A 15,308-nucleotide genomic window follows, 5' to 3' on the forward strand; every position below is an offset into this window, starting at 1 on the left:
CAGGCCGCTCACCGCCGCGGTCGTGCGAAGGAAATTCCGTCCCGTGAATATCGTGACCCTCCTCCCGTTCATCGTGCTCATCGGGGCCATGTTCCTGATGACCCGCTCTGCCAAGCGCAAGCAGCAGGCGGCCGCGTCGATGCGTAATGACATGCAGCCCGGCACCGGCGTCCGCACGATCGGGGGCGTGTACGCGACGGTCAAGGAGGTCAACGAGGAGACGGTCCTCCTCGACGCCGGCCCCGGTGTCGAGCTCCTCTTCGCGAAGAACGCGATCGGCGCCGTCCTCACCGACGACGAGTACAACCGCATTGTCCACGGCATCGAGCACGACCTGAAGGACGACGCCGACGTAGTCCCGGACGACGCTTCCTCCCTCACCGAGACCGACGAGCCCGCCGCCGACTCTTCCGACGACAAGCCCATCGACCTCGGCAAGAAGGACGCGGCCGACGAGCCGGCCGACGCCACCGAGGAGCCGGCCGAGGCCGCAGAGGCCAAGACGGACGAAGAGCCGAAGAAGACCGAGGGCGACTCCGACGCGAAGTAGTCACGTCCCGGGAGTGCGGCGCGATCCGCTCGCGCCCCGCGCACCCCGGGTACGTGCGTCGCTCGCACGGGATCCCGACACCATGTCATGGCCGCAGGCGCGCTGACCCGGCGCGGAGCGGCCCGAGAGGGAGTACGAGAAGGTGGCAGCACCTAAGAGGGGCCGTAACGCGAGCGCCCAGAGCAAGCCAGGGCGCTCGCTGGCCCTCATCCTGATCGCCATCGTGGCGCTCACCGGTGGCATGTTCGCATCCGGGCACACCACTCCGCGTCTCGGCATCGACCTGGCCGGCGGCACGAGCATCACCCTCCGGGCCGTCCCGGAGAAGGGCCAGGAGTCCGCGATCAACAAGGCCAACATGGACACCGCGGTCGACATCATGAACCGCCGTGTCAATGGTCTTGGTGTCTCGGAGGCCGAGGTCCAGACGCAGGGCACCAGGAACATCATCGTCAACATCCCCAAGGGCACGAACTCGGAGGAAGCCCGCAAGCAGGTCGGCACCACGGCCAAGCTGTACTTCCGCCCGGTCCTGGCCACGGAGGCGTCGGTCGGCGCCACGGCGACCCCGTCCCCGAGCGTCTCGGGCAGTGCTTCCAGCAGCCCGTCGAGCTCGGCCAGCCCCAAGACGACGGCCTCCTCGTCCAAGACCGGCTCCGCGACCCCGTCGGCCTCCGCCACCTCGCAGGGACGCGCCGCGAGCGACGCCCTGAAGGCCGACTCCACCCCGTCCGCGAGCGCCAGCGCCTCGGCCTCCGCTTCGGCCAGCGCCTCCCCGTCGGCGTCCAGCAGCGCCACCAGCGCGGCGGTCGCCAAGCTGGAGGCCCAGTACACCGCGCTGGACTGCTCGAAGAAGTCGACTCAGAACACCGCGGGCAAGGACTCCAAGGCCACCGACGCGACCGTGGCCTGCGGCAAGGTCTCCGGCATCTGGTACAAGTACCTGCTCGGTCCCGCCGCCGTCGACGGCACGGACGTCAAGAAGGCCTCGGCCGTCTACAACACGACGACCGCCGCCGGCTGGCAGGTCACCATGGACTTCACCGGCAAGGGCGGCGACAAGTTCGCCAGCGTCACCGGTGAGCTGGCGAAGAACACCGCCCCGCAGAACGAGTTCGGCATCGTCCTCGACGGCCAGGTCGTCTCCAGCCCGTCCGTCGCCTCGTCGATCACCGGCGGCAGCGCGGAGATTTCCGGCAGCTTCACCCAGGAAGAGGCCCAGAGCCTCGCCAACATGCTGTCGTACGGCGCCCTGCCGCTGACCTTCAAGACGGACAGCATCACCACGGTGACCGCGGCGCTCGGCGGTGAGCAGCTGCACGCCGGTCTGATCGCGGGCGCGATCGGCCTCGCGCTGGTCGTCATCTACCTGCTGATCTTCTACCGCGGCCTGTCGGTCATCGCGATCCCCTCGCTGCTGGTCTCGGCGATCCTCACCTACGTGATCATGGCGCTGCTCGGCCCGGGCATCGGCTTCGCGCTGAACCTGCCGGCCGTCTGCGGTGCGATCGTCGCGATCGGTATCACCGCGGACTCCTTCATCGTGTTCTTCGAACGCATCCGGGACGAGATCCGCGAGGGCCGCTCGCTGCGTCCGTCCGTCGAGCGGGCCTGGCCCCGCGCGCGGCGCACCATCCTGGTCTCCGACTTCGTGTCGTTCCTCGCCGCCGCGGTGCTGTTCATCGTCACCGTCGGCAAGGTCCAGGGCTTCGCGTTCACGCTCGGTCTGACCACCGTGCTCGACGTCGTCGTGGTCTTCCTCTTCACCAAGCCGCTGATGACGATCCTGGCCCGCCGGAAGTTCTTCGCGAACGGCCACAAGTTCTCCGGCCTGGACCCGAAGGCACTCGGCGCCAAGACGCCCCTGCGCCGCACCCGCCGTCCCGCAGGTTCTGCCGCGGGCCCTGTCGACCCGAAGGAGGCGTGAGATGTCGAAGCTCGGCAACCTCGGCGCCCGACTGCACCGTGGCGAGGTCGGGTACGACTTCGTCGGCAATCGCAAGATCTGGTACGGCATCTCGATCCTGATCACCATCACGGCCATCCTCGGCCTGACGGTGCGCGGCCTGAACATGGGCATCGAGTTCCAGGGCGGCGCCGCCTTCACCACGCCGAAGGGCATGAGCGCCTCGGTGAGCCAGGCGGAGAAGTACGCCGAGGACGCCTCCGGTCACGACGCGGTCGTCCAGAAGCTCGGTGACGGCAGCCTGCGCATCCAGATCGCCGGCATCGACACGGACAAGTCCGACAGCATCAAGAAGCAGCTGTCGAAGGACCTGAACGTCGACTCCGAGAACATCGCCGCGGACCTGGTCGGCCCCAGCTGGGGCGACCAGATCGCCAACAAGGCCTGGGAGGGCCTGGCGATCTTCATGGTGCTGGTCGTGATCTACCTGGCGATCGCCTTCGAGTGGCGGATGGCCCTGGCCGCGCTCGTCGCCCTGATCCACGACATCACCATCACCATCGGCATCTACGCCCTCGTCGGCTTCGAGGTCACGCCCGGCACGGTGATCGGTCTGCTGACCATCCTCGGTTACTCGCTCTACGACACGGTCGTCGTCTTCGACAGCCTCAAGGAGCAGACCAAGGACATCACCAAGCAGACCCGCTGGACGTACAGCGACATCGCCAACCGCTCGATCAACGGCACCCTGGTGCGGTCCATCAACACCACGGTCGTCGCGCTACTGCCGGTCGGGGCCCTGCTGTTCATCGGCGGCGGTTTCCTCGGCGCGGGTGTCCTCAACGACATCTCGCTGTCGCTGTTCGTCGGCCTCGCGGCCGGTGCGTACTCCTCGATCTTCATCGCCACGCCGCTCGTCGCCGACCTCAAGGAGGCCGAGCCGCAGATGAAGGCGCTCAAGAAGCGCGTCCTCGCCAAGCGCGCCCAGGCCGCCGCGCAGGGCGAGCCGGTCGAGCCCGAGGTCACCGACCACGCGGACGACGACTACGACGACGAGCCGGACGACGCGGCAGCGGTCGTAGGTCCGCGCACCCAGCCCGCGTCCCGCAACCGCGGCCGTGGCCGCCCCTCGGGGAAGCGCCGATGACCGACGTCCAGGAGCTGCTGCTCAGCCGTATCCGCGATGTGGCCGACTACCCGGAGCCGGGGGTGGTGTTCAAGGACATCACCCCGCTCCTGGCGGACCCGGCCGCGTTCACGGCCCTCACGGACGCGCTCGCCGAGGTCGTCGAGCGCACCGGCGCCACGAAGGTCGTGGGCCTGGAGGCCCGCGGCTTCATCCTCGGGGCTCCGGTGGCCGTCCGCGCGGGCGTCGGCTTCATCCCCGTGCGCAAGGCGGGCAAGCTCCCCGGAGCGACCCTCGGCCAGGCGTACGAGCTGGAGTACGGCTCCGCCGAGATCGAGGTGCACGCGGAGGACCTGTCGGCCGAGGACCGCATCCTCATCGTGGACGACGTCCTGGCCACGGGCGGCACGGCGGAGGCCGCGATCCAGCTGATCCGCCGGGCGGGCGCCGAGGTCGCCGGCCTGGCGGTCCTGATGGAACTGGGCTTCCTCACGGGCCGCGCCCGCCTGGAGCCGGCACTGGGCGGGGCGCCGCTGGAAGCGCTGCTGGTGGTCTGACACGAACGCGTGACGCCAACGGCCGTCCCTGGCCACAGGGACGGCCGTTGCGCATGTCACGGGCCTAAGTGCCACCACCTAGGGGCGCGGGGCTGTGTCGATGTGCGGCTCCGCCGCGTGGGCGCGACCAGCCACGACGAGGCCGCACTCGCCGACGGACCTCAGACCCCACGGCCCATCCGCGCCACCTCGCGCACACTCACAGAACAACCCCAGGACACCGCAGAGCAGCCTCCCGGAATGCCGGCGGCAGCCCCCCGCGTTTCACCGGTAGACGGCCCTCACATCGGCCTGAAGGCGATCCCCGAGCCCGGGATCGCTACCATGGGCACTCCGGAGCCTGACCGGGGGACCCGGATCGCGCACGAGGAGTCCTCTTGGCAGACGAGGCCCAGCCCCTGACCGCCGCCAAGCCCGAGCCCACCCCGGGCCCCGCGGCGGAGCCCGCGCCCAGCGCGACGCCCGCGCGGAGCGAACCGCGTGGGACGGCGGAGCACGCCCAGACGGCGCCCGCCGACAAGGCGGCCGAGCCCTCGCGCCCCAAGCCGGACCAGCCCGAGCGCCCGGCCCCGGCCGTCGCGCCCCGCCCCACCTCCGGTCAGCCCGCCGCGCGCTCCGGCGGCTCCTCCAACCGCGTCCGCGCCCGCCTGGCCCGCCTCGGCGTGCAGCGCTCCAACCCGTACAACCCGGTCCTGGAGCCCCTGCTGCGGATAGTGCGCAGCAACGACCCGAAGATCGAGACGGCCACCCTCCGCCAGGTCGAGAGCGCCTACCAGGTCGCCGAGCGCTGGCACCGCGGTCAGAAGCGCAAGAGCGGCGACCCGTACATCACGCACCCGCTCGCCGTCACCACGATCCTCGCCGAGCTGGGCATGGACCCGGCGACCCTCATGGCCGGCCTGCTGCACGACACCGTCGAGGACACCGAGTACGGCCTCGACCAGCTCCGCCGCGACTTCGGCGACTCCGTGGCCCTCCTCGTCGACGGCGTCACCAAGCTCGACAAGGTCAAGTTCGGCGAGGCCGCGCAGGCCGAGACCGTGCGCAAGATGGTCGTCGCGATGGCCAAGGACCCGCGCGTCCTGGTCATCAAGCTCGCCGACCGCCTGCACAACATGCGCACCATGCGCTACCTCAAGCGCGAGAAGCAGGAGAAGAAGGCGCGCGAGACCCTGGAGATCTACGCGCCCCTTGCCCACCGCCTGGGCATGAACACCATCAAGTGGGAACTGGAGGACCTCGCCTTCGCGATCCTCTACCCCAAGATGTACGACGAGATCGTCCGGCTGGTGGCCGAGCGGGCACCGAAGCGTGACGAGTACCTGGCCATAGTGACCGACGAGGTCCAGACCGACCTGCGCGCCGCCCGCATCAAGGCCACGGTCACCGGCCGCCCGAAGCACTACTACAGCGTCTACCAGAAGATGATCGTCCGCGGTCGCGACTTCGCGGAGATCTACGACCTGGTGGGCATCCGCGTCCTCGTGGACACCGTCCGCGACTGCTACGCGGCCCTCGGCACCGTGCACGCGCGATGGAACCCGGTCCCCGGCCGGTTCAAGGACTACATCGCGATGCCCAAGTTCAACATGTACCAGTCGCTGCACACGACCGTGATCGGCCCCAACGGCAAGCCCGTTGAGCTCCAGATCCGCACGTTCGACATGCACCGCCGGGCCGAGTACGGCATCGCCGCGCACTGGAAGTACAAGCAGGAGGCCGTCGCCGGCACCTCCAAGGTCCGCTCGGACCAGCCGAGGACCACCGGCAAGGACGACCACCTCAACGACATGGCGTGGCTGCGCCAGTTGCTCGACTGGCAGAAGGAGACCGAGGACCCGGGCGAGTTCCTGGAGTCCCTGCGCTTCGACCTGTCCCGCAACGAGGTCTTCGTCTTCACGCCCAAGGGCGACGTGATAGCGCTGCCCGCGGGCGCCACCCCGGTGGACTTCTCGTACGCGGTGCACACCGAGGTCGGCCACCGGACCATAGGAGCACGGGTCAACGGGCGACTCGTACCGCTCGAATCCACCCTGGACAACGGCGACTTGGTCGAGGTCTTCACCTCCAAGGCACCCGGCGCCGGGCCCTCCCGCGACTGGCTCGGCTTCGTCAAGTCGCCGCGCGCCCGCAACAAGATCAGAGCCTGGTTCTCCAAGGAGCGCCGGGACGAGGCGATCGAGCAGGGCAAGGACGCCATCGCCCGCGCGATGCGCAAACAGAACCTGCCGATCCAGCGCATCCTGACCGGCGACTCCCTGGTCACGCTCGCGCACGAGATGCGCTACCCGGACATCTCCTCGCTGTACGCGGCGATCGGCGAGGGCCATGTCGCCGCGCAGAACGTCGTACAGAAGCTGGTGCAGGCCCTCGGCGGCGAGGAGGCGGCCACCGAGGAGATCGATGAGAGCGTGCCGCCGACGACCGGCCGGGGCCGCAAGCGCCGGACGAACGCCGACCCCGGTGTCGTCGTCAAGGGCGTCGACGACGTGTGGGTCAAACTGGCCCGCTGCTGCACGCCCGTCCCCGGCGACCCCATCATCGGTTTCGTCACCCGGGGTAGCGGCGTATCGGTTCACCGCAGCGACTGCGTCAACGTGGAGTCACTGTCCCGCGAACCCGAGCGCATCCTGGAAGTCGAGTGGGCGCCCACCCAGTCCTCGGTCTTCCTGGTCGCCATCCAGGTGGAGGCCCTGGACCGCTCCCGGCTCCTCTCGGACGTCACCCGCGTCCTGTCCGACCAGCACGTCAACATCCTCTCCGCGGCCGTCCAGACCTCCCGCGACCGCGTCGCCACCTCCCGCTTCACCTTCGAGATGGGCGACCCCAAGCACCTGGGCCACGTCCTGAAGGCGGTCAGGGGAGTGGAGGGCGTCTACGACGTCTACCGCGTGACGTCGGCGCGCAACAAGTCGTAGGACAGGACGCGGAAGGGGCTCCCGTACGCGAGTACGGGAGCCCCTTCCTGATGCCTGAGACGCGTGCCTACGACTGCTGCTGTCAGCCGCCGAACTCCTGGAGGCCCTTCAGCGCCTGGTCCAGCAGGGCCTGGCGGCCCTCCAGCTCGCGTTCCAGCTTGTCGGCGCGGGAGTTGTTGCCCTGGGTCCGCGCCTGATCGATCTGGCCCCTGAGCTTGTCCACCGCGGCCTGGAGCTGGCCGGTCAGACCCTCGGCACGCGCGCGTGCCTCCGGGTTCGTCCGGCGCCACTCGGTCTCCTCGGACTCCTGGAGGGCCCGCTCGACCGTGTGCATCCGGCCCTCGACCTTCGGGCGGGAGTCACGCGGCACATGGCCGATGGCCTCCCAGCGCTCGTTGATCGAGCGGAAGGCCGCGCGAGCCGCCTTGAGGTCGCCGATCGGCAGCAGCTTCTCGGCCTCCTCGGCGAGCTCCTCCTTGAGCTTCAGGTTCTCCGTCTGCTCCGCGTCCCGCTCGGCGAAGACCGAGCTGCGGGCGGCGAAGAAGACGTCCTGGGCGCCGCGGAAGCGGTTCCACAGATCGTCCTCGTGCTCGCGCTGGGCGCGGCCCGCCGCCTTCCAGTCGGACATCAGCTCGCGGTACCGCGCGGCCGTGGGACCCCAGTCCGTCGAGGCCGACAGACCCTCGGCCTCGGCGACCAGCTTCTCCTTGGTCTTGCGGGCCTCCTCGCGCTGCGCGTCCAGCGACGCGAAGTGCGCCTTGCGGCGCTTGGAGAAGGCCGACCGGGCGTGCGAGAAGCGGTGCCACAGCTCGTCGTCCGACTTGCGGTCCAGGCGCGGCAGCCCCTTCCAGGTGTCCACCAGGGCGCGCAGCCGCTCACCGGCGGCCCGCCACTGGTCGGACTGCGCCAGCTCCTCCGCCTCGACGACCAGCGCCTCCTTGGAGTGCCGGGCCTCGTCGGACTGCTTGGCGCGCTGCTGCTTGCGCTCCTCGCGGCGCGCCTCGACGGTCTCCACGAGCTTGTCGAGCCGGACCCGCAGCGCGGCGAGATCGCCGACCGCGTGGTGGGCGTCGACCTGCTCGCGCAGATGGTCGACGGCGGCCTGCGCGTCCTTCGCCGACAGGTCGGTGGTCTTCACGCGCTTTTCGAGGAGGCCGATCTCGACAACCAGGCCCTCATACTTGCGTTCGAAGTAAGCCAGCGCCTCGTCAGGGGAGCCGGCCTGCCAGGAACCGACGACCTGCTCGCCGTCGGCCGTACGCACGTACACGGTCCCCGTCTCGTCGACGCGTCCCCACGGGTCGCTGCTCACAGCGCCTCCTCCACATGATGCCTGCACAGGGCCTCTGTGCCCCCGGGCATCGTCCACAGTTTCGTCACGGCCAACATAGGCGACCGGCGGGTTGCCTGTCCGCATCCCGCGCGACCGAAGTTTCGCTGTTGACGGTCAGGATTTGGTGACGGTCGCCTTGTTGATCACGACGGTCGCGTTCGGTGCGCCGTCGCCCTGCCCCGTGCTCTCACCGGCCGCCGCGATCTTGTTCAGAACCTTCATCCCGGAGGCCGAGATGGTACCGAACGGGGTGTAGCTCGCCGGGAGCGGACTGGCCTTGTACACGAGGAAGAACTGGCTGCCGCCGGTGTGCTTCTGACCGGTGTTGGCCATCGCCACCGTGCCCGCCGGGTACGACCCGCCCTTGAGGCTGGTGTCCTTCAGGTTCTCGTCCGGAATCGTGTAGCCGGGACCGCCGCTGCCGGCGCCCGTCGGGTCGCCGCACTGGAGCACGTAGATGCCGCTGGTGGTGAGCCGGTGGCACTTCGTGTGGTCGAAGAAGCCCTTGTTCGCCAGGAAGTCGAACGAGTTCACCGTGTGCGGCGCGGCCGACGTCTTCAGCGCGATGCCGATGTCGCCGCAGGTCGTCGCCAGCGTCATCGTGTACTTCGCCGACTTGTCGATCGTGATCGCCGGCTCCTTCTTCCACGTCTCCGTCTTGATCTTGCCCGCGGCCGGCTTCGCGCACGGGTCCGGCGCCTTGCTCGTCGCCGAGGCGCTGGGCGTCACGTCCGCGCTCGCGTTGGACTTCTTGTCGTCGTCCTTCATGACCCCGGTCGTGTACAGCAGCACACTGCCGATCACGATCACGCCGAGCACCGACGCGATCACCGAGTTGCGCGCCCGCGCCTTGCGCCGAGCGGCCGTGCGCCGCTGCTGCTGCCGCAAGAACTTCTCCCGCGCGAGCTGCCGCTTCCGCTGTTCCTGGGTGACCACCGGATTCTCTCCTCATGCGTCTCGTACGTCGACTGGGACGCGTGCGTCTTGTGAGCCGACCGCCTGCGTGTGCCCCGTACCGTATATGGGTTCGCTGAGGATTCGGCAGCGCCGGTAGGCTCTGACCACTGACGCAGGGATCCTTATCCCCACCCGTATCGACACAACGAAGGACGATCGTGCTCATTGCCGGGTTCCCCGCCGGGGCCTGGGGGACGAACTGTTATCTCGTCGCCCCCGCCGCCGGTGAGGAGTGCGTGATCATCGACCCGGGCCATCAGGCCGCCGAGGGAGTCGAGGAAGCGCTCAGGAAGCATCGGCTCAAGCCCGTCGCGGTCGTCCTCACCCATGGCCACATCGACCATGTGGCCTCGGTCGTCCCGGTGTGCGGCGCGCACGACGTGCCGGCCTGGATCCACCCCGAGGACCGCTTCATGATGAGCGACCCCGAGAAGGCGCTCGGCCGCTCGATCGGGATGCCGCTGATGGGTGAGCTGACCGTGGGGGAGCCCGACGAGGTCAAGGAGCTGACCGACGGTGCGCGACTGGAGCTGGCGGGACTGGAGTTCTCGGTCGCGCACGCGCCGGGCCATACGAAGGGGTCGGTGACGTTCCGGATGCCCGAGAACACGGAGATCCCGTCCGTGTTCTTCTCCGGGGATCTGCTCTTCGCCGGCTCCATCGGACGCACCGACCTGCCCGGCGGCTCCCACGCCGAGATCCTCGACTCGCTGGCCCGTGTGTGCCTGCCGCTCGACGACTCGACCGTGGTGCTGTCCGGCCACGGCCCCCAGACGACCATCGGCCAGGAGCGCGCCACCAACCCGTATCTGCGGGAGGTGGCCTCCGGCCTCGGGAGCTCGGACGCTCCCCGACGAGGAATGTGACGAGAGACTTTCGTGAGCACCTTTCAGGCCCCCAAGGGCACGTACGACCTGATTCCGCCGGAGTCGGCCAAGTACCTCGCCGTGCGCGAGGCGATCGCGGCCCCGCTGCGCAACTCCGGCTACGGCTACATCGAGACGCCCGGCTTCGAGAACGTCGAGCTCTTCGCACGCGGTGTCGGTGAGTCCACCGACATCGTGACCAAGGAGATGTACGCCTTCGAGACCAAGGGCGGCTCCAAGCTCGCCCTGCGCCCCGAGGGCACGGCCTCCGTACTGCGCGCGGCACTTGAGGCCAACCTGCACAAGCTGGGCAACCTCCCGGTGAAGCTCTGGTACTCGGGCTCCTACTACCGCTACGAGCGCCCCCAGAAGGGCCGTTACCGCCACTTCTCCCAGGTCGGTGCCGAGGCGATCGGTGCGGAAGACCCGGCGCTGGACGCCGAGTTGATCATCCTGGCGGACCAGGCGTACCGCTCCCTGGGCCTCCAGAACTTCCGCATCCTCCTCAACAGCCTCGGCGACAAGGAGTGCCGTCCGGTCTACCGGGAGGCTCTCCAGAACTTCCTCCGGGGCCTGGACCTCGACGAGGAGACCCTGCGCCGCGCGGACATCAACCCGCTCCGCGTCCTCGACGACAAACGCCCGGACGTCCAGAAGCAGTTGACGGACGCGCCGCTGCTCCGCGACTACCTGTGCGACGCGTGCAAGGCGTACCACGAGGAGGTCCGCGAGCTGATCACGGCGGCGGGCGTCGCCTTCGAGGACGACCCGAAGCTGGTCCGCGGCCTCGACTACTACACCCGCACCACCTTCGAGTTCGTCCACGACGGTCTGGGTTCCCAGTCCGCGGTGGGCGGCGGCGGTCGCTACGACGGCCTCTCCGAGATGATCGGCGGCCCCGCGCTGCCCTCCGTGGGCTGGGCGTTGGGCGTCGACCGTACGGTCCTCGCCCTGGAGGCGGAGGGCGTCGAACTCCAACTCCCCGCGCCCACGAGCGTGTTCGCCGTCCCGCTCGGCGAGGAGGCCCGCCGGGTCCTCTTCACCAAGGTCACCGAACTCCGCAAGCTGGGCATCGCGGCCGACTTCTCCTACGGCGCCAAGGGCCTCAAGGGCGCCATGAAGAACGCCAACCGCAGTGGCGCCCGCTACACGATCGTGGCCGGCGAGCGGGATCTCGCCGAAGGCGTCGTGCAGTTGAAGGACATGGAGTCCGGCGAGCAGTCGGCGGTCGGGGTGAACGAGATCGTGGCGGAGCTTGAGTCGAAGCTGGGCTGAGGAGAGGGTTTTCCGCCCCCGCCGCCCCTACCCGTCCCGTCCTTGGGGGCTGCCGCCCCCAGACCCCCGCTTCGGCCTGAACGGCCTCGTCCTCAAACGCCGGACGGGCTGGAAATCCAGCCCCTCCGGCGTTTGAGGAGCGGGGTCTGGGGCGGAGCCCCAGAAGGACGGGACGGGTAGGGGCGGCGGGGGCGAGGAACCGCTAGTCCAGCAACCCGTACCGCATCGCACTCGTCACCGCCGCCGTCCGGTCGTCCACCCCCAACTTCCCGAAGACCCGCAGCAGATGCGTCTTCACGGTCGACTCCCCGATGTACAAGCGCCGCCCGATCTCCGCGTTGGTGCACCCCTCCGCCACCAACCGCAACACCGCGGTCTCCCGCTCGGACAGCCGAGGCCGCTCCGGCTTCGTCCGCAGCTGGTCCACCAACCGCGCCGCCACCGAAGGCGCCAACACCGTCTCGCCGCGCGCCGCGGCCCGTACGGCGTCGGCGAGTTCACCCCGAGGCAGGTCCTTCAGCAGATAGCCCGCCGCCCCCGCCTCCACCGCGCGCAGGATGTCCCGGTCCGTCTCGTACGTCGTGAGGACGATCACCCGGCAGGGCAGCCCGGCCGCGCTCATCCGCACGATGGAGTCGACGCCTCCGCCGCCCGGCATCCGCAGGTCCATCAGCGCGATGTCGGGGCGGAGTTCGGCCGCCAGCGCCTCGGCCTGCGGCCCGCTGGACGCGTCGGCGACCACGTCGAGATCCGGTTCGGCGCTGAGCATGGCCCGCAGACCCTCCCGTACGACGGGATGGTCGTCGGCCAGCACGATCCGGATCATCGGAGACTCCCCAAAGGCGACACAGGCAGCTGTACGGTCACCGTCGTACCCCCACCCGGCGCGCTGCGCACCCGCGCCGTCCCGCCCGCCTCGGCCGCCCGGGTGCGGAGCCCCGCCAAGCCGTAGCCGCCGGACACCGCGTCCGGCTCGAAACCGCACCCGTCGTCCCGCACCGACACGGTCAGCGTCTCGTCGGCGTACGCCAGCGTGAGGCTCACCTTCGCCGAACTCCCCGCGTGCTTGCGGGCGTTGGCAAGGGCCTCCTGGCAGGAGCGCAGCGCGACCACTTCGGGCGCGGCGGGCAACGCCCTTACCGGGCCGGTGACTTGGAGCGCCGCGTCATGGCGCGCGGCGAGCCGGCGCAGGGCGTCCGGCAGTGAGGCGTCGGCGAGGTCGGCCGGTGTGCCGCCGGCGACCAGGGCGCGGGCCTCGGCGAGGTTCTGCCGGGCGGTCTCGTCCATCAGGGCGAGATGGCGGCGGGCCTGCGCCGGGTCGTCGTGCAACTCGGCCTCCACGGCCTGGATCAGCATCAGCAGGCTGGTGAAGCCCTGGGCGAGGGTGTCGTGGATCTCGCGGGCCATGCGCTCCCGCTCGGCGAGGGCGCCGTGCGCCGACGAGAGCCGGGACACCTCGTGGCGGCTCGCGTCCAGTTCGGCGATCAACTCGGCGCGCTCCTGGCTCTGTTCGATGACCCGGATGATCCACGTCCCGAGGGCCATCGAGAAGACCAGGGTGACGACCGCGAACACCGAGTTGAAGAACACGTCCTGGGCGCCGGGCCACCACAGCAGCGTCCAGCCGATCACCGGCGCGATGTTGATCACGGTCACCGCGATCAGCGCCCACCGCAGCCGCAGCACCATGAAGCAGGGCGGGACGAGCGCGAAGCACATCAGCCGGGTCTCGCCGACCAGCACCGCCGACGGCAGGAACAGCGCCATCTGTGCCACGAGGTATCCGACGGCCCGCCGCTCGTCGGGCGGATCGCCCTGGAGGACCGGGCGCCCGAGCAGGACGTAGAGCGGGACGAGCGGGAGGAGCAGAGCCGCCGCCGTGACACGCACCGGCCACCCCGGCCTGTCCGTGCCGAGCACGAACACCAGGGTGGCCAGCCAGATCAGGGCGAAGTACGTGTCCCAGAGCCGGAACGAGCGGTCCCAGGTGTACGAGCCCTTCACCGGGGCGGGAACGGTCATCCGTCGCGCCGGTTCTTCCACCGGAAGGTCAGCAGACACAGCAGCAATCCTCCGACGCACCACGCCCCGAGCACCAGCGCGACCTTCCCCAACTCCCAGCTCCCGGCCTGCTCCAGCACCTGCGCCGACGAGGGCAGGAACACCCCGCGCAGCCCCTGGCACATCCACTTCAGCGGGAACAGGGCGCCGATGTTGAGCATCCAGTCCGGGATGGTGTCGATGGAGATGTACACCCCGGAGATGAACTGGAGCACCAGGAAGGGCAGTACGACCACGGAGGTCGCGCTCTTGCCGGACTTGGGCACCGAGCTGACCGCGATGCCGAGCAGCGCGCACGCCGTCAGTCCGAGCACGAAGATCCACCCGAAGTCCAGCCACTTGGTGGCCGACGAGGGCAGGTCGACGCCGTAGAAACCGGTCCCGACGAGCAGCAGGATCGCCGTCTCCAGCAGGCCCGTGACCAGGACGAGCCAGATCTTGCCGAGGAAGTACGCGGCCGGTGGCATGGGGGTGCCGCGCAGGCGGCGCAGCACCTTCTCGTCGCGTTCGATCGCGATCGAGATGCCGAGGGACTGGAAACTCGTCGACATGATGCCGGCGGCCATCATGGCCGGGACGTAGAGCTGGGAGGCGGTGACGCCCGCGCCCCGGACGTCGTCCTTGAAGATCGACGCGAAGAGGAAGAGGAAGACGACCGGGAAGGCGAAGGTGAACACCACCTGGTCGCGCTGGCGGAAGAACTGTTTGAGTTCCAGCACGCCTCGCTTCAGTCCGAGCCCCCAGGCGCCGGGCAGCCGTTCCGCGGAGGTCTGAGGGCGGACCCGTACCACCGTCGCGGTCATCGCACGTCCTCCTGTCCGGTCAGGCGGAGGTAGACGTCCTCCAGGGTGGGGCGCGTCACCAGCAGCCCGGGGATCTCGCCGTCGAAGCGGTGCGTCAGCTCGGCTACGACCTTGGTAGGAGTGTCGGTGTGCTCCGCGCGCGGGGTGCCGTCGGGCTCGGTCCACTCGACGGTGGCTCCGGTGCCGTGACGCTCGCGCAGGGCGGCCGGTTCGCCCTCGGCGACCACCCGGCCCTTGGCGACGATGGCGAGGCGGTCGGCGAGGTTCTCCGCCTCCTCCAGGTAGTGGGTGGTCAGGAGGATGGTGGTGCCCTCGCCGGCCAGCTTGCGGATCAGGTCCCAGAACTGGCGCCGGGCCGCCGGGTCGAAACCGGTCGTCGGCTCGTCCAGGAGCAGGAGTTCGGGATCGCCGATCACTCCGAGGGCCACGTCGAGCCGCCGACGCTGTCCGCCCGACAGCGCCTTGATCCGGCTGTCCGCCTTGGCCTCCAGACCCACCAGGCCGATGACCTCCTCGGGGTCGCGCGGACGCGGGTAGTAGCGGGCGAAGTGCCGTACGGTCTCGCCGACCGTCAACTCCGCGGGTGCCGATTCGTCCTGCCAGACGATGCCGACCCGTGAACGCCACGCGCGCGTGCCCGTCGCCGGGTCCGACCCGAGGACGAGGACCTCGCCCGCGTCCCGGCCGCGATTGCCCTGGAGGATCTCCACCGTGGTGCTCTTGCCCGCGCCATTGGGCCCGAGCAGGCCGAACACCTCCCCGGTGCGTATCTCCAGGTCGATTCCGTCCACGGCGGTCACGTCCCCGTACCGCTTGCGCAGCCCTCGCACATCCACTGCGAGTTCGTTCGCCTGTGTTGTCATGCCATGAGCATCGTCCGGAATCGAGTGCTCAGGGACGACCGTGCGTACTTCCTTATGTCCACCGAACGGTGGACAGGCCCGTGCGTGCGGCAC

Annotated in this window: 13 protein-coding genes and 1 pseudogene; 7 read left to right on the top strand and 7 right to left on the bottom strand. The window is 69.7% G+C overall.

Translation table 11 applies throughout. The features are described 5' to 3' along the window. The first annotated feature begins 43 nt into the window (after positions 1–43). The 5 genes from yajC (at position 44) to ACWIHT_RS27275 (ending at position 7,057) form a co-directional block, all read left to right on the top strand. A complete protein-coding gene (yajC, locus tag ACWIHT_RS27255) occupies positions 44–550 on the top strand; it encodes a preprotein translocase subunit YajC (RefSeq protein ID WP_456170884.1) in 507 nt (168 codons plus the stop codon). A 142-nt stretch (positions 551–692) separates the two neighbouring features. Continuing rightward, positions 693–2,477 carry a protein translocase subunit SecD gene (gene secD / locus ACWIHT_RS27260; RefSeq protein WP_456170885.1) on the top strand — a complete coding sequence of 595 codons (1,785 nt, stop codon included), beginning with the start codon at positions 693–695 and terminating at the stop codon, positions 2,475–2,477. Position 2,478: 1 nt separating this feature from the next. Beyond that, a complete protein-coding gene (secF, locus tag ACWIHT_RS27265) occupies positions 2,479–3,603 on the top strand; it encodes a protein translocase subunit SecF (protein ID WP_456170886.1) in 1,125 nt (374 codons plus the stop codon). Continuing rightward, complete coding sequence (locus ACWIHT_RS27270) at positions 3,600–4,139, top strand: adenine phosphoribosyltransferase (RefSeq protein WP_456170887.1); 540 nt, start codon at positions 3,600–3,602, stop codon at positions 4,137–4,139. Before secF ends, ACWIHT_RS27270 begins: the two co-directional genes overlap by 4 nt. A 377-nt stretch (positions 4,140–4,516) precedes the next feature. Beyond that, entirely contained in the window at positions 4,517–7,057 is a 2,541-nt protein-coding gene (locus ACWIHT_RS27275) for a RelA/SpoT family protein (RefSeq protein ID WP_456170888.1), read from the top strand. An 82-nt stretch (positions 7,058–7,139) separates the two neighbouring features. Here the strand turns inward: ACWIHT_RS27275 and ACWIHT_RS27280 are convergent, their stop codons facing one another. Together ACWIHT_RS27280 and ACWIHT_RS27285 are read right to left on the bottom strand one after the other, a co-directional pair. Beyond that, the gene (locus tag ACWIHT_RS27280) at positions 7,140–8,369 is read right to left on the bottom strand and encodes a DUF349 domain-containing protein (protein WP_456170889.1); all 1,230 of its coding nucleotides are present in this window, start codon (positions 8,367–8,369) and stop codon (positions 7,140–7,142) included. A gap of 135 nt (positions 8,370–8,504) precedes the next feature. Next, positions 8,505–9,326 (bottom strand): peptidylprolyl isomerase, encoded by an 822-nt coding sequence (locus ACWIHT_RS27285; protein WP_456170891.1) that lies wholly within the window; start codon positions 9,324–9,326, stop codon positions 8,505–8,507. A 179-nt stretch (positions 9,327–9,505) separates the two neighbouring features. Here ACWIHT_RS27285 and ACWIHT_RS27290 point away from each other — a divergent pair, with 179 nt between their 5' ends. Further along, complete coding sequence (locus tag ACWIHT_RS27290) at positions 9,506–10,213, top strand: MBL fold metallo-hydrolase (RefSeq protein ID WP_456170892.1); 708 nt, start codon at positions 9,506–9,508, stop codon at positions 10,211–10,213. 12 nt (positions 10,214–10,225) lie between these two features. Next, positions 10,226–11,488 carry a histidine--tRNA ligase gene (gene hisS / locus ACWIHT_RS27295; RefSeq protein ID WP_456170893.1) on the top strand — a complete coding sequence of 421 codons (1,263 nt, stop codon included), beginning with the start codon at positions 10,226–10,228 and terminating at the stop codon, positions 11,486–11,488. Positions 11,489–11,515: 27 nt separating this feature from the next. Here the strand turns inward: hisS and ACWIHT_RS27300 are convergent. From ACWIHT_RS27300 to ACWIHT_RS27320, 5 genes and pseudogenes are all read right to left on the bottom strand, one after another. Continuing rightward, positions 11,516–11,698, bottom strand: a pseudogene (locus tag ACWIHT_RS27300) (hypothetical protein); the annotation flags it as partial. Continuing rightward, positions 11,691–12,314, bottom strand: coding sequence for a response regulator (locus tag ACWIHT_RS27305; protein WP_456170894.1), 624 nt, complete (start codon positions 12,312–12,314; stop codon positions 11,691–11,693). The gene ACWIHT_RS27305 and the pseudogene ACWIHT_RS27300, both read right to left, overlap by 8 nt. After that, positions 12,311–13,510: a sensor histidine kinase gene (locus ACWIHT_RS27310; protein ID WP_456170896.1), complete on the bottom strand. Its 1,200-nt coding sequence runs from the start codon at positions 13,508–13,510 to the stop codon at positions 12,311–12,313. The genes ACWIHT_RS27305 and ACWIHT_RS27310 overlap by 4 nt, the downstream gene beginning before the upstream one ends. Beyond that, on the bottom strand, positions 13,507–14,352 hold the full coding sequence (locus tag ACWIHT_RS27315) for an ABC transporter permease (RefSeq protein ID WP_456170897.1): 846 nt from the start codon (positions 14,350–14,352) through the stop codon (positions 13,507–13,509). Before ACWIHT_RS27315 ends, ACWIHT_RS27310 begins: the two co-directional genes overlap by 4 nt. Then, on the bottom strand, positions 14,349–15,215 hold the full coding sequence (locus ACWIHT_RS27320) for an ABC transporter ATP-binding protein (RefSeq protein ID WP_456170898.1): 867 nt from the start codon (positions 15,213–15,215) through the stop codon (positions 14,349–14,351). Before ACWIHT_RS27320 ends, ACWIHT_RS27315 begins: the two co-directional genes overlap by 4 nt. Positions 15,216–15,308: the final 93 nt, after the last annotated feature.

Source organism: Streptomyces sp. NPDC002276, from assembly GCF_053891435.1.